This window comes from Novipirellula rosea (genome assembly GCF_039541335.1).
Lineage (GTDB): Bacteria > Planctomycetota > Planctomycetia > Pirellulales > Pirellulaceae > Novipirellula > Novipirellula rosea.
In genome coordinates, this window is sequence record NZ_BAABGA010000120.1 from 672,506 (window position 1) to 686,629 (window position 14,124).

The 14,124-nt window shown below is 56.1% G+C and carries 11 protein-coding genes; 9 read left to right on the forward strand and 2 right to left on the reverse strand.

Annotation, left to right across the window (positions count from 1 at the left end; genetic code table 11):
- The first annotated feature begins 215 nt into the window (after positions 1 to 215).
- The 3 genes from ABD971_RS34620 (at position 216) to ABD971_RS34630 (ending at position 5,602) form a co-directional block, all read left to right on the forward strand.
- Positions 216 to 1,325, forward strand: a complete 1,110-nt coding sequence (locus ABD971_RS34620) for a prenyltransferase/squalene oxidase repeat-containing protein (RefSeq protein WP_345328335.1) — start codon at positions 216 to 218, stop codon at positions 1,323 to 1,325.
- 248 nt (positions 1,326 to 1,573) lie between these two features.
- Complete coding sequence (locus ABD971_RS34625; protein ID WP_339941510.1) at positions 1,574 to 2,767, forward strand: phosphoglycerate kinase; 1,194 nt, start codon at positions 1,574 to 1,576, stop codon at positions 2,765 to 2,767.
- A 129-nt stretch (positions 2,768 to 2,896) separates the two neighbouring features.
- Positions 2,897 to 5,602, forward strand: coding sequence for an MGH1-like glycoside hydrolase domain-containing protein (locus ABD971_RS34630; protein WP_339941512.1), 2,706 nt, complete (start codon positions 2,897 to 2,899; stop codon positions 5,600 to 5,602).
- Positions 5,603 to 5,741: 139 nt separating this feature from the next.
- Here ABD971_RS34630 and ABD971_RS34635 read toward each other — a convergent pair whose 3' ends face one another.
- Positions 5,742 to 6,170: a secondary thiamine-phosphate synthase enzyme YjbQ gene (locus tag ABD971_RS34635; RefSeq protein WP_339941631.1), complete on the reverse strand. Its 429-nt coding sequence runs from the start codon at positions 6,168 to 6,170 to the stop codon at positions 5,742 to 5,744.
- A 495-nt stretch (positions 6,171 to 6,665) separates the two neighbouring features.
- On the opposite strand from ABD971_RS34635, the gene ABD971_RS34640 reads away from it, so the two are divergent.
- The 3 genes from ABD971_RS34640 (at position 6,666) to ABD971_RS34650 (ending at position 8,789) form a co-directional block, all read left to right on the forward strand.
- Positions 6,666 to 6,890: a hypothetical protein gene (locus ABD971_RS34640; protein ID WP_008705212.1), complete on the forward strand. Its 225-nt coding sequence runs from the start codon at positions 6,666 to 6,668 to the stop codon at positions 6,888 to 6,890.
- A gap of 218 nt (positions 6,891 to 7,108) precedes the next feature.
- Positions 7,109 to 8,227 carry a Gfo/Idh/MocA family protein gene (locus tag ABD971_RS34645; protein WP_345328337.1) on the forward strand — a complete coding sequence of 373 codons (1,119 nt, stop codon included), beginning with the start codon at positions 7,109 to 7,111 and terminating at the stop codon, positions 8,225 to 8,227.
- Positions 8,228 to 8,501: 274 nt separating this feature from the next.
- Entirely contained in the window at positions 8,502 to 8,789 is a 288-nt protein-coding gene (locus ABD971_RS34650) for a hypothetical protein (protein WP_345328338.1), read from the forward strand.
- Positions 8,790 to 9,057: 268 nt separating this feature from the next.
- Here ABD971_RS34650 and ABD971_RS34655 read toward each other — a convergent pair whose 3' ends face one another.
- Complete coding sequence (locus ABD971_RS34655; protein WP_339941520.1) at positions 9,058 to 9,396, reverse strand: LapA family protein; 339 nt, start codon at positions 9,394 to 9,396, stop codon at positions 9,058 to 9,060.
- Positions 9,397 to 9,665: 269 nt separating this feature from the next.
- Here ABD971_RS34655 and ABD971_RS34660 point away from each other — a divergent pair, with 269 nt between their 5' ends.
- From ABD971_RS34660 to ABD971_RS34670, 3 genes are all read left to right on the forward strand, one after another.
- Positions 9,666 to 10,913, forward strand: coding sequence for an ImuA family protein (locus tag ABD971_RS34660; RefSeq protein ID WP_345328339.1), 1,248 nt, complete (start codon positions 9,666 to 9,668; stop codon positions 10,911 to 10,913).
- Complete coding sequence (locus ABD971_RS34665; RefSeq protein ID WP_345328340.1) at positions 10,828 to 12,561, forward strand: Y-family DNA polymerase; 1,734 nt, start codon at positions 10,828 to 10,830, stop codon at positions 12,559 to 12,561. Before ABD971_RS34660 ends, ABD971_RS34665 begins: the two co-directional genes overlap by 86 nt.
- An 837-nt stretch (positions 12,562 to 13,398) precedes the next feature.
- Positions 13,399 to 14,010, forward strand: coding sequence for a LemA family protein (locus ABD971_RS34670; protein ID WP_339941526.1), 612 nt, complete (start codon positions 13,399 to 13,401; stop codon positions 14,008 to 14,010).
- Positions 14,011 to 14,124: the final 114 nt, after the last annotated feature.

The window sequence follows — 14,124 nt, forward strand, 5'->3', positions numbered from 1 at the left end:
TGGTTACGGCGGAAGAAGAAGGCTGCAATTCGGCAGCTCTGGCCCCAAAATTGCGAACACCTATCCATTGGTTCGGAAATCGAGGCCGATAAACTGCATCGATCTGAACCCACCAGATAAAATGAACGAGTCAGTAGTGCGGTCGATACCGGTTATTCCGGTGGAACCGCCTACCACCCTTTCGCTACCCACTTTCTTAGGACGAGTCCCCACCCATGATGCGATTGTTTGCAGGTCTGTTTTGTTTCACCACGACGGTTTTCTCCGCGATTTTCCCTGTTTTGGCCGAGACACCGCTGGATGCCAAGATTCAGCGTTCGGCCGCCAAAGGGATTGAATTCCTGAAAAATCGAGGGCAAGCCGACGACGGTTCCTTTAGCGGCGAGACCGGTGCCGCCGTTACCGCCCTCTGCGTCAACGCGATCCTGCAGCATCGTCCGCAAGCGATCAACGATCCGGTGATCCAAAAGGCGCTGGCGTTTATTTCATCGAAATTTCAAGCCGACGGTGGAATTTACGCCACCGGTTCGTCGCACCAAAACTATGAAACCTCCGTCGCCATCGGCGCCTTGGTGCGGGCGAACAAAGATGGTCGCTACGACAGTGCACTGAAACGCGCCGAAACCTTTTTGAAAGGGTTGCAGTGGGATGAAGGCGAAGGCATCGAATCGTCGGACCCCAGCTACGGTGGCGCGGGCTATGGAAGTCACAAGCGACCCGACCTTTCGAACACCTCGTTCTTCATCGATGCTCTTCGCGATCTCGGCAACGAAGCGGACGATGAATCGTTGCAGAAAGCGCTGAAGTTCGTGGTTCGCTCGCAAAACTTGGCTAACGAAGGTAACGACACACCGCATGCCGACGAAGTCAACGATGGGGGTTTCTATTACACTCCCGCCGCGGGCGGTGAAAGCCAAGCGGGCGCAGCCGAAGGGGGCGGGCTGCGAAGCTATGGCTCGATGACCTACGCCGGACTAAAAAGCATGATCTTCGCAGGCGTGTCCGCCGATGACCCTCGTGTGTTGGCCGCCATGGACTTCATTCGCAAGCACTATTCGCTCGATTCGAACCCGGGGATGGGGCAAGCTGGGCTGTATTACTATTACCACACGTTCGCCAAAGCACTTGATGCGGCCGATGTCGAAGTCTTGGACGACGCCTCGGGAACCCCACACCCGTGGCGTGAAGAATTAGCCAATCATCTGATTGCCGAGCAGCAACCCGATGGATCGTGGGTCAACAAGCAGAGCGAGCGATGGATGGAAGGGGATCGTCAACTCGTCACCGCCTATGCATTGCTGGCACTGGCCTATTGCCGCGAATAAAGCGGGCTTGGTTTGATTCGTCGCCCGTCCCACCGGCGTGGCAACGGATGTCTTTCTGCTCCGCCATCGCAGCAGTGCGATGGCGGGCTGTTTGCCATAAACCGCGACGCGGTTGTGATCGCTTGCCGCGGTCGAGCGGTTCGCCAAACCCTTGTCTACTCGACACCCCGGATGGTTTGTTGATAATCGCGGGCTAATTAGCTCGTAGAATCACCAATTCATTTTTTCGGGAACTGAGAGAATAGGCCATGGCGAAAAAGACAATCGATCAAGTCGACGTAGCGGGTAAGAACGTGTTGATGCGAGTCGACTTCAATGTCCCGCTCGACGAAAATCAACAAATCACCGATGACCGCCGCATTCGCATGGCGTTGCCGAGCATCAAGAGCGTGATCGATCGTGGCGGCCGAGTGATTTTGATGAGCCACTTGGGACGCCCCGAAGGCAAGGGTGACGACGCCAAATACAGCTTGGCACCTGCGGCAAAACAATTGGCCGTGCTGCTCGACAAACCTGTCGCCTTTGCCACCGACACCGTTGGCGACGATGCGACCAGCAAAGCAGGCAAGCTGGCCGATGGTGACGTGCTCGTTTTGGAAAACCTGCGTTTCAATCCAGGCGAAAAGAAGGGCGACAGCGAATTCGCAGGCAAATTGGCTGCGATGGCCGACATCTACTGCAACGACGCCTTCGGAACGTGTCACCGCAAAGACGCGTCGATGGTTGCCGTTCCCGAAGCGATGGCCGGCAAGCCCCGCGTGGTCGGCCATTTGGTTGCCAAAGAAATCGCCTACCTGACCGACGCGATCAGCAACCCCGAACGTCCGTTCGTGGCAATCTTGGGCGGGGCCAAAGTTAGCGACAAGATCAACGTGATCAACAATCTGCTCGGCATCTGTGACACCGTCTTGATCGGTGGTGCAATGGCTTACACCTTCTCGTTGGCACAAGGCGGCAAAGTCGGCGACAGCTTGGTCGAGAAAGACAAGGTCGAATTGGCGAAAGAGTTGTTGGCCAAGGGAGGCGATAAACTGCAGCTGCCCGTCGACACGCATTGTGGCGACGATTTCGGCAACATCGCTGGATGCAATAAAAAGGTCGTTGCCGCAGGCGAAATTCCTGACGGCATGGAAGGACTCGATATCGGTCCCGAAACCGCCAAGATTTACGCCGACATCATCAAGAACGCCAAGACCGTGGTTTGGAACGGCCCGATGGGTGTGTTCGAAAAACCGCCGATGGACGCCGGCACTAAAGCAGTCGCGCAAGCGGTCGCCGATGGCGATTCGACCAGCATCATCGGAGGCGGTGATAGCGCAGCTGCGGTCGATCAACTTGGCTTCGCTGACCAGGTCAGCCACGTCAGCACCGGTGGCGGTGCGAGTCTAGCGATGCTTGAGGGCGAACGCTTCGCTGCCGTCGATTTGCTCGACGAAGCGTAAGCAACAGAAAAAGAGGGGGGAGACACGGAGAGGGGGAGATGAGGAGAAGGAAACGGCAAAGCTAAATCTCCCCCACTCTCGCTTCCCACCCTCACTCCGTACTCCTCACTCCTCCGCCTGGGACTTGGCATGACTGCTGAAGACGAACGCTTGACTCAGTCCCAACGACGCCAGCAGAATTGGCATCGTTGGGGGCCGTATCTGTCCGAGCGGCAATGGGGAACGGTTCGCGAGGATTACAGCGAAGGAGGCGATGCGACGTGGAGTTACTTTCCTCACGATCATGCCCGCAGCCGGGCTTATCGCTGGGGCGAAGACGGGCTGCTGGGCGTTTGTGACCGTCAGTGCCGGCTGTGCTTTTCCGTCGGTTTGTGGAACGGACGCGATCCGATTCTGAAAGAGCGATTGTTCGGGGTCACCGGCCCCGAAGGCAATCATGGCGAAGACGTCAAAGAGTGCTACTACTACCTCGATAGCACGCCGACGCACAGCTACATGAAGGCGCTGTACAAATACCCGCAAAGTCGCTTTCCCTACGAGGAATTGGTTGACGTCTCGCGGGCACGCAGCCGCATGGACGACGAATACGAGCTAACCGATACCGCGGCCTTTGCTGATTCACGTTACTTTGACGTCGTTGCTGAATACGCCAAGAATGACCCGAACGATCTGCTGATCCGTTTGACGATCACCAATCGCGGTCCGCAAGCCGCAGTGCTACATGCGCTGCCCCAGCTCTTTTTTCGCAACACATGGACGTGGCAGTGTACCGACGAAGGTTGTACGACGCGTCCGTCGATGCGGTTGTCCGGCAACGTCGTGCAAACCAATCACGAATCGCTTGATCGGTTCTGGTTCGCGTGTGATGCGATGGATGATTCGGGCGATTGGGTTTGGTTATTTACCGATAATGAAACCAACAAAGTTCGCCATCCCAATCTGCCAAGCGAAAGTGAGTTCTACAAAGACGGGCTCAATGACTTTGTCGTCCTCGGCGATACCAAGGCGGTCAACCCCGAGCGGCGTGGCACCAAGGTGGGGGCGTACGGATTATTGATGTTGCCAGCGGGCGGATCGCGAGAGATCCGTTTGCGTTTGGCTCACGTTGATTCGCCGATCATCAAAGACACCGCTGGCGGCGATGCCAAGACGTTTTCAAACGTCGCGTTTGGCGATTCGTTTGATGCGTGTTTCCAACAACGGATCGACGAGGCGGATGAGTTTTACGCTTCCCGCATCCCCGCATCCTTGAGCGAAGATCGCAATCGGATCATGCGGCAATCGTACGCCGGATTGCTGTGGACGAAACAGTTCTACCACTACGTTGTTAACACTTGGTTGGATGGTGACCCAAACGGCGTGAAAGCGACGGAGCTGCGGAAGCTGGGCCGTAACAGCGATTGGCGGCATCTGTTCAATCGCGACGTGATCTCGATGCCCGACAAATGGGAATATCCTTGGTACGCCGCCTGGGACTTGGCGTTTCATATGGTGCCGATGGCGCATTTGGATACTCACTTTGCCAAAGAACAGATGATTCTGTTTTTGCGTGAGTGGTACATGCACCCCAGCGGCCAAATTCCCGCGTACGAATGGCAGCTGGGTGACGTCAATCCGCCCGTCCATGCTTGGGGCGTTTGGCAAGTCTACAAGGCGTCCGGCCCACCCCAGAAGCGTGACAAAGAATTCCTGGCTCGCGCGTTTCAGAAGTTGTTGATCAATTTCACTTGGTGGGTGAACCGCAAAGACCCGCGAGGCAAAAATATCTTTGCCGGCGGCTTCCTGGGACTCGATAACATCGGAGTTTTTGATCGCAGTAAACCGCTTCCGCAAGGGCACCTTGAACAAGCCGATGGCACCGCGTGGATGGCATTCTACTGCGGCACGATGCTGCGGATGGCAATCGAATTGGCCGAAGACGAAATTGCCTACGGCGACATGGCCAGCAAGTTCTTTGAACATTATGTGGCGATCGCCGAAGCGATGAACTCGATGGACGGCAGCGGACTTTGGGATAACGACGACGGCTTCTACTACGACCATCTGTATGTCGACGGCAAATCGATTCCGATCCGCGTTCGCTCGCTCGTCGGATTGCTGCCGCTGTTGACCGGTGTGATCCTCGAAGAACCGATCATCGAAAAGTTGCCCGGTTTTAAACGCCGGATGAATTGGTTCTTGAGGAATCGCAGCGACCTCAGTCAGCATATGACTTACATGGAACGCGAGGATGCCAACCTTGGAAAGCCTTGCAACCGTCTGCTGGCGATTCCATCGGGCGATCGTTTTCGTCATTTGATTTCAGTGATGCTGGATGAAAACGAATTTTTGTCACCCTTTGGAATTCGCAGTCTGTCGGCCGCCCACCGCGATCAACCCTTTGTTTTTGATTTTGGCGGACAGCATCACGAGGTTCGTTATTTACCAGGCGAGAGCGATAGCGGGATGTTTGGTGGAAACAGCAATTGGCGAGGCCCGATCTGGTTCCCCACGAACTTCCTGCTGATCCAGGCACTCAAGCGGTACTACGTGTTCTACGGCGATGATTTTAAAGTCGAATGCCCCACCGGCAGCGGCGTGATGATGACGTTGATGGAAGTCGCTCGTGAATTAGAGCGACGGCTGATCTCGATCTTCGAGGTCGACAAGGACGGAGCGCGACCATCCCACGGCAAGGTCAGCCAATACGCGGATGATCCCGCCTGGAAAGATCTTGTGCTGTTCTACGAGTACTTTCACGCCGACGAGGGAACCGGTTTAGGTGCCAGCCACCAGACCGGATGGACTGCACTGATCGCCACGATCCTAAGAAGCCACGGCGCCGCAGCACGCTAACGTCGCCGATCGCTCGGGACGTCGATTCGATTTCCGAAAAACTTTGAATTGAACGTAACCTAGGCTTCCAGCCTGGCTTTGCAGTGATTCCCAGGCTGGAAGCCTAGGCTACGTGAGGTCACTGCGGACACTCTTTCGGCTACGCGGTTTCACCCATCACGGTGATCACAACGTTGCGGCCACCCGCATGGTCGCGATGCTCGCACAAATAGATGCCTTGCCAAATACCGACCTGCAGCCGGCCATCGGTAATAGGGATCATCACGCTTGCGCCCATCATCGAAGCTTTGACGTGGGCCGGCATATCATCGGGCCCTTCGATCGTGTGAATGTAAGGCAGCGATTCAGGGACCGCGTGGTTCATCGCCGTTTCAAAATCGACCCGCACATCGGGGTCGGCATTCTCGTTGATCGTCAGCGACGCACTGGTGTGTTGGATGAACACTTGCATCCAACCCACCTTCATCGTGCTCAGTTCGGGGACCGCATCGACGACCTTGTCGGTGATTAAATGGAAGCCTCGGCTCATGGCGGGAAGCCGCAGTTTTTTTTGAATCCACATGGTGATGACTCAGCGAGTGCAAAAGGGCAGTGAGAAATGTCGAGAACTGAAAATATATTTTTGAATTATTTTTGCTTCAAAAACCAAGCAGAGGTTGACTGGGGGCTGAAACAGCCCCAAAAGACAGCCTTGCATGCCAACGGAGTTCAGAAAAACGTCAGTCAAGGATGAAGTCTCCTTCACCCCGTGGCAATGTGAGAGTATCCCCCCTTGACAAAGTTCGGTCGTTGCATGGGGGGGATTCGTTAGTCCATTGGGTTGCGGTGAGTTTTGCGGTAATTACGAAAGGGGGGTGGAATGGCAACCATCCATTTCGTGTGTGAGTTCACACAGGCTGCTTTCATAGTTAACACAATTTTCTTGACACTGGGGTAATCGCGTCAATAATCTCCTCGTGCAAACAGCTGTAGCCATTTGGATTCACGGCCGAATCAGACAACGAATTAGATAGCAGGACACTTGTAGGAATAGGTGTTTTGCTCATGGAGTAGAAAACGAACAATGAGTCATTGCAAGAACGTATTTGAAGCCATCTTGCGTTATGGGCACGACGAAGACTTCGTCCCGAACAAGGACGACAATTTTGAACCGACCGACGCCCCTGCGGGTAGCCAAGAAAAGATCGAAGTGCTGCGTAAACGCGTCGAGCTCGGTCAACCTCTTTGGCACACCACCGACCGCGTTGATTACAGCGGTTTGACCGGTGCGATTCGCCCACGCGAGTAAAATTTGCGAGTAAGATTTTTGTGGGCTCCCCCGCAAACACAACAAACTTAAGTGCGACCCAGATACCCTCGCCAGGAAGTGTTCCTGGCGAGGGTATTTTTTTGTTGGTTCCGCCTGGTAATGTAGTTTGTCAGTCGAAGGGGCGGTGCGTTTGAAGCGGATCAAACGTAATATGGCTGCAAATTGGCTACAAAAACACGACTTACGAGACGGGCTAGATGACAGATTCAATCTGTAGATGGGGGTTTTTAGGGGCAGCCGGGATTGCTCGGAAAAACTGGAAAGCAATTCGCCTTAGTGGCAATGGACGCGTCGCCGCGGTCGCCAGTCGGTCGCTGGGGCGGGCTCAGTCGTTTATCGACGAGTGCTCTGCCGAAACGCCGCAAAGTGAAGCTGTCACCGCGATGGGATCGTACGAAGAGCTGATCCAGAGCGATCAAATCGACGCTGTTTATATCCCGCTACCCACCGGAATTCGCAAAGATTGGGTAATCGCGGCCGCTGAGGCGGGCAAGCACGTGTTGTGCGAAAAACCGGTCGGCGTGAACACTCAGCAGGTTCGCCAGATGATCGAGGCCTGTCGTGCGTCGGGCGTCCAGTTCATGGACGGAGTGATGTTCGATCACAGCAAGCGAATCGAAGACGTCTCGGCGACGCTTCACGACGAAGAATTGCTCGGCAAACTTCGCCGCATCAACACCCATTTTTCGTTTTGCAGCGACGAATCGTTCGAGGCATCGAATATCCGCGCCAATTACGAGCTCGAGCCACACGGTTGTCTCGGTGACCTCGGTTGGTACTGCATCCGCTTCATTTTGTGGGCGTCCAAGATGCAGATGCCTACGCGGTTGTCGGCGCGAACGATCACCTCGATCGGCAACTCACAGGGCGAACATCAGGTGCCCGGCGAGTTTTCTGCTGAACTGGAATTTCCCGCAGGGTTGTCGGCTGCGTTCTACTGTTCGTTTTTGACCAGTAACCAGCAAACCGCAATTGTCTCGGGAGAAAAAGGGCATTTGACGATCGACGATTTTGTCTTGCCGTTTTATGACTCGCGAACCCACTGGGCGACTCACGATCACCAGCTCGAGATCGATAACTGCCGCTGGAATTTCAAGCGGCAAACTTCGCCACGCTCCAATGACGAGTATGCATCGGGCGAACCGGTGGCACCCGAAGTCGAGATGGTTCGCCGCTTTGCGAGCTATGTGAACGAGAACTCGATCCAGTCCCGCTATCCTGAATTGACGCTGAAAACCCAGCTGATCTTGGATGCATGTCGACGCAGTGCCGTGGCGGGCGGCGATTGGGTTAACGTCGAAGCGGTGGACGGCTGAGCTGACGCAGCAAGTTTGACGTAGCGAAACTCGCCAAGGGTTTCGAGGCCACGTAATCGCCTGCGTGACTCCACTGTCACGCGAGTGACGTGTTTCTTTGGCCGCTCACGCAGAGCGGCGTTTTTGCCCCGAAACAGACTCTTTTAAGAAATTCAAAATTTCTTTTTCGAGCTGTGACCAGACGTGTCATTAGGGTCGCGAAGAATGGTTTTAGTTGAGTGATTGATCGCTCCGCCATTACCTGATTCGCTTCTTTCGCACAGGAATCTGTCCGATGACCCAACTGATGCTTTTCGATAGCCCTGTCGTCACCAGCCCCATCGCCAGCCGTTCAGCGGTCGCCGTTGCTTCGCCCGCCGTCGTGGCTCCGAAGGCGATCCAGTCGTCGGCGGTCCGCAAATCCGAGCGTCCTGGAACCAAGCTCGCAGCAGCGAACATCAACGAGCCCAAGGCGGGGCTGAATCACATGGGCGACTTGGCTCGTCTGGTCTTGATGCGTCACGATCTCGTCGCCGCCCGCCGCGCCGCCCGCGCCGCCCGCGCCGCTCGTGCCCCCCGCTAAGCGGTTTTGTCCCGGTAGCGAAACTCGCAGAGAGTTTCGGCCACGCAATCGATGGCCGAACGTTTCTGCGACTTTCGCTACACCCTGGTGCTTTTGATGTAGCTACCGTCGCCAGACGGTGGACTACGTTCTGGCGAACGTAGCTACGGATTGAATCCCTGGGCTGCGAAGCTGAGATGAACGCTGCAAATCCTCGCTTCGACGACATCACTGGAAGCTTATCCCGCATGACAGGCTGGAAGCCTATCCCACATGCCTATCCCACATTTTACTTCTTCGCGTCGGCACGATCCGGAGCCAGAGCGTCGGCCCGCTCTGGCTTCGGAGCCGACGAGGAAGAATTCGGAGCGGCGGGGCCAGCCGAAACGGTTTTTGCCGCCGATTTGCCATTGGCCTTCTTGCCCTTTTTCGGTCGCAACATCCCGTACGTCAACATCGCGCCAAATACAAAACCGATACCGACCGCCGTCAAAATCAACAGCAAGAGGGAGACTTCGCCATGGAAGAACAACAAGTTCACTTCTTCGTTTCGATTGTTCTGAAACGCGATCACCAACGCGATCACGATCCCCAGCAACAACAAAATCCAGCGTATTTTCTGCATCATCAGACACTCTCTCGTCGATCTTTCTTAAAAGACGCTTTCCAGTAATCCCAGCCAATGCTAGCATTTAAGATGCGTCTATCGTTCAGCCCGGTGGTAAAGGGGGAGTCATGCGAAGGCTTTCCGCCACCCAAGCCTAGGCTTCTCGCCGGGGAAAATCCAGCAACCTTTCCCAGGCCGGTAGCCTTTCCCGGGCTGGGGGGGAGGTCCCGTGAGCGAGTGCGGGTGATGTTTTGTTGTTTCCTACTCCAATGGTCCAAAGGACACTCCTCGTGCCCCAACAAACCTTTGAATTTATGGAAACGGCTGCCGCGACGGAGACCTCCGCCGCAACCCCTGCTTCATCTAGACCTCCTGCTCCATCAAGCACCTCTGCTCAAACAACGCCTAGCTCGGGCACAAGTTTTTCCCGCCAAACCGCTCTTTCCCGCAAAACAGCAAAGCGACCGTCGCTGACGATTGGAAAATCATCGCTGCTGTTTCCATTGGAACCCTATGTTCGCTCGGTGGCCAAGCGACCTGCTTCGCTTGCCCTGCATTCTCACCTCGCTGTCGGCCGCAGCGCAGCTTCGCCGGTTTCTACTGAATCGACCGTTAATGTCACACCGCAGGCCAGTGACCGTCAGGCCAGTGACTCACAAACCAGTGACTCACAAACCAGTGACCGCCAGGCGGTTCTGCAAAAATTGCGTCTGCAAGCGAACTGTTTGGATGTTTCTCCCGCCAGCGAATCGAATTCTGCTGCGGGGATCGCGGGCCGCGGGCAAATCTTCTCGACCGGCTCGTCCGCCCTCGATCAAACTTTGCTTCGCGGCGGGCTGCGGCAAGATGCGATTTCCGAATGGATCGCCGACGCCGAGGGTTGCGGTGCGGCGGCACTATCGATGATCGTGGCTGCCAATGCCCTGCGTGCTCACGACCAGCAGGCGGGGGATTCGAGTAGCCCGATTGTGATCATCGATTCACGCCAAACCTTTTATCCTCCGGCGGCAATCGCGTTGGGGATCCCCGCCGCCCGCATGATTCTGGTGCAACCTCGCTGTGCTGCTGATGCGGTTTGGGCGATTGACCAATCGCTGCGGTGCGAAGCGGTCGCGGCCGTGTGGGCGACGATTGATACGCGGCTGGACGATCGCGATGCTCGGCGTTTCCAATTGGCGGCCGAACAAGGACGCACGCCTGGCTTTTTTGTTCGCCCTCTGCGAGAACGCGGAAAACCGAGTTTCGCTGAAGTTCGTCTGCATGTTAAAAAGGGAACCGGTCGGTCGTGGCAGGATCCTGAAATTCTTAATCACAGCACGCCACTGCAAGTCACGCTGGATCGGGCGCGTGGCGGTCCGCTGGGAAAAAGCGTTTGGATTCAAATTGATGACCAGACGCGGCTAATCGAAGTCACGGCTCCACACGAAGTGGCAGTACCGCAAGAGACAAGACATGAAACGGCTGCTGTGCATCTGGCTTCCCAACTGGCCCATCCAAAGCGTGCGGCTTCGCGAAGCCGCCAACACCGAGCCGGTTAAGGAATCCAATGTCGTAGATCGCGCCGCGATCAAAACGAACGCTCCCACCCTGCTGTGGGCTGACGATCCTCGTCGCGGACGCATCGTCGTCGCCTGTTGCCCTCGCGCATCGATGTTGGGGGTCCGCATCGCGATGCCGTTGGTCGAGACGACGCCGCTGTTACAGCACCACCAATCCTCAAGCGAAAAAGCTTCACCCAGCACCGTCGCTGCCGACATTCGCCCCCACGATCCGTTCATCGATCGTGAAATGCTCAAGCAGCTCAGCTACCAAATTCAACAATCGATCACACCGCGAGTCGCGATCGAATCACTCGACGATCAACCTTGGGCCGGTTTCCCACGTCATCAACCCGAATCGTTGTTGTGTGATATCACCGGAGTCGAACATTTGTTTGGTGATGAGCACGGGCTGATCGCCACCGTGCAAAATTTACTGACCTGTCACTTCGACGTCCCGCTACACGCCCGCATCGCGATCGCTCCGAACTTGGCTGCCGCCTGGGCGATCGCTCATTTCGGTCAACACGATGCCCAGTCTACCGATGAACCGACTGCGGCGATTGCATCGTTTCCGATCGAATCGCTGCGGTTGGCTCGTGAAACCACAATGACTCTGCACCGGCTTGGTGTCGAGCGTGTCGACCAATTGCTGCGTTTGCCACGTGGCGGTTTGGCCACACGGTTAGGCAAACCGCTGGTCCAGCGGATCAGTCAAGCGATTGGTGAAATCGACGAACCGCTGGTCACCGACCTTGCCCCCGACGAATTAACATACTCGCACGAACTGGAGTATCCGACACGCGATTTGCCAATTCTGCTGCACCGCATGGAGGGACTATTGCAGCAAGCCAAGGCTGGGTTGGCGAAACGCAAACTCGGAGCCCTGCGTTTGCTTTGCAATCTCGATTTCTCAAAGCCTCCTTCCAAGCACATCGAGATCGGCTTGTTTGCTCCTAGCCAAGATGTCAAGCATCTTGGTTCGCTGGTGGCAATGCGGTTTGAAAATTTGGCACTGCGGCATGACGTGACCCGATTGACACTGTCAGTCGCTCTGACAGGCCCCTTGCGTAGTGTGCAGACGTCGCTGTTGAGTGATGGGCCGGTTGATTCGCACACCTTGGGCGGAACCGCGGTTTCGCGTTTTGTTGACAAGCTGAGTGGTCGACTCGGACGTGATGCGGTGTTGCGGGTGAAATTGAATGCCGATCCGTTGCCCGAGAATGCTCATTTAACGCTGCCGATGACCGGTCAACCTGTCAAATCGCGGCGCGTTTCAAAACGTGCAAAGACCTCGTCGCCATCGTCGCCGGTGAATTCGCATCGTTCCGCATCGCGTTATCGCACGCCATCGCCCGAGGATGCGATGCGACGGCCGCTGACGATCCTCGATCCACCTCAACCGCTCTCGCCAGTCGTTCCTTTGGCGTCCTCGCAAGTCCCCGAGTCGTTTCGTTTGCGAGGCCGCGAGACTCAGATTGTGGGGTATTGGGGGCCCGAGCGAATCGAGACACGTTGGTGGAGCGGCCCTGCGGTCCGCCGTGACTACTACCGCGCCGAAACCGACTGTGGCACGTGGTGGTGGATTTATCGAGACATCTCCTCGGGTGACCAACCCCAATGGTTCCTGCACGGCCAATTCACGTAGCTCGCAAGCCGTCCGAAGAATAGCTGGCGGCATTTTCCGTAGTGGACGAGGCAACGAGTCCTTTTGGGCTGAATGAAGCTGCAGGACTCGTTGCCTCGTCCACTACCGCCCCCGATTGATTGAGAATGCTGAAGTAGTCTATTTCAAATGCCTGTCATGATGCCCGCTATCACCGCGACAGCGGTAGCTGTAGCGAGTCACCTCTCCCGGCGAAGCTGGGAGAGGTCCAGCGGGCCCTTTAGGCCTCGTTCGGGTGAGGGCCGACCGCGCAACATGGCGTGCAGTGGACTCGACTTGCTCGGTCGGCCCTCACCCGAGCATCGCTGTGGGCTCTGCTCGACCTCTCCCAAACCTGCGTTTGGGAGAGGTGACAGTACGCTTGCCCAACGCCGGATTTTATTTCAGCAGTCTCTGATTGTTCCTAACGTCCCAAACAGTCCTGCCGTTTTTTAATTTGCCGTCGCATCAACTTGCTTTACCCTCTCGACGAAGTGGGGAGGGTCGGAAATCGAGCCTTCAGCGAGATTTCCAGCGGAGGGCTCGCCGCGTATCGCTTTAAGTCTACCTCCACATCACCCTCGCACGTGCACTCACACGGTTCGCAGCCGCATAACCCGCGCAACCGAACCAGCACTTCGAATCAGCACGCGTTTGCGGATCGAGCCAAGCTTTTTGAAACTCTTTGTGACCAAATCGAATTGGCTTTGAACCTAGGCTTTCACAGCGGGTTCGCTAAGGAAGTTTCTTCCTCTCGAGCTCGGCACCGCCGCCGGGAAACGGCTCCTCGCGGCTGAGCCCCTCCCCTCTCCAAAAGTCATTACCTCACGAGTTCTTGTTATGATCAATGCTGTTGTTGTCGGCCTTGCTGCGGGGCTGCTGTTTGCCGCCGCGATCTTCGTTGCTCGCATCTACAACGTCTTGCTGGCGTCGTTCGAAGAAACGCGAAACAGCTTTGCCCAGATCGAAGTCCAATTGAAACGCCGCTACGATTTGATTCCTTCCTTGGTCGAAGCGGCACGAGCCTACTTGACGCACGAACGGGAAACACTCGAAGCGGTGATCGCGGCTCGCCAACAAGCTTCCTCGAAACTGAGTGGTCTGCAAAACAATCTCACCGACGCGGGGGCCGTCAAATCATGGGCGGCATCCGAAGGGGCACTCGGCAGTGCGATGGGCCGTTTGTCGATGGTGATCGAGTCCTATCCCGAGCTAAAAGCGAACGAGTCGATCGCTCAATTGACCGAAGAACTAACCAGTACTGAAAACCGGATCTCGTACGCTCGCCAATTGTACAACGACTTGGCGACTCGCTTTAACATCCGCCGACAAACGTTCCCCACCGTTGCGTTTTCGTCGCTGGTCGGATTTTCAGAGAACGTGGAGTTGTTGCAATTCGACGACCAAGTCGAGATCCAGCGTGTGCCTAAATTTGAACTTGTCGGTGCATAGGACCTCGCCGCCGTGATCCGTAAGTCCTCTGGGGACCGCGTCATCGCGTCCCGTCTCCACGCGTCAACCTCCTGCGTGATGATTGCAGTGACGCGTTTGTCCCAGCTCGAAGCG

Coding starts and splice junctions, on each gene's coding strand:
- ABD971_RS34620 (WP_345328335.1), top strand. CDS start 216: ATGATGCGATTGTTTGCAGGTCTGTTTTGTTTCACCACGACGGTTTTC.
- ABD971_RS34625 (WP_339941510.1), top strand. CDS start 1,574: ATGGCGAAAAAGACAATCGATCAAGTCGACGTAGCGGGTAAGAACGTG.
- ABD971_RS34630 (WP_339941512.1), top strand. CDS start 2,897: ATGACTGCTGAAGACGAACGCTTGACTCAGTCCCAACGACGCCAGCAG.
- ABD971_RS34640 (WP_008705212.1), top strand. CDS start 6,666: ATGAGTCATTGCAAGAACGTATTTGAAGCCATCTTGCGTTATGGGCAC.
- ABD971_RS34645 (WP_345328337.1), top strand. CDS start 7,109: ATGACAGATTCAATCTGTAGATGGGGGTTTTTAGGGGCAGCCGGGATT.
- ABD971_RS34650 (WP_345328338.1), top strand. CDS start 8,502: ATGACCCAACTGATGCTTTTCGATAGCCCTGTCGTCACCAGCCCCATC.
- ABD971_RS34655 (WP_339941520.1), bottom strand. CDS start 9,396: ATGATGCAGAAAATACGCTGGATTTTGTTGTTGCTGGGGATCGTGATC.
- ABD971_RS34665 (WP_345328340.1), top strand. CDS start 10,828: ATGAAACGGCTGCTGTGCATCTGGCTTCCCAACTGGCCCATCCAAAGC.
- ABD971_RS34670 (WP_339941526.1), top strand. CDS start 13,399: ATGATCAATGCTGTTGTTGTCGGCCTTGCTGCGGGGCTGCTGTTTGCC.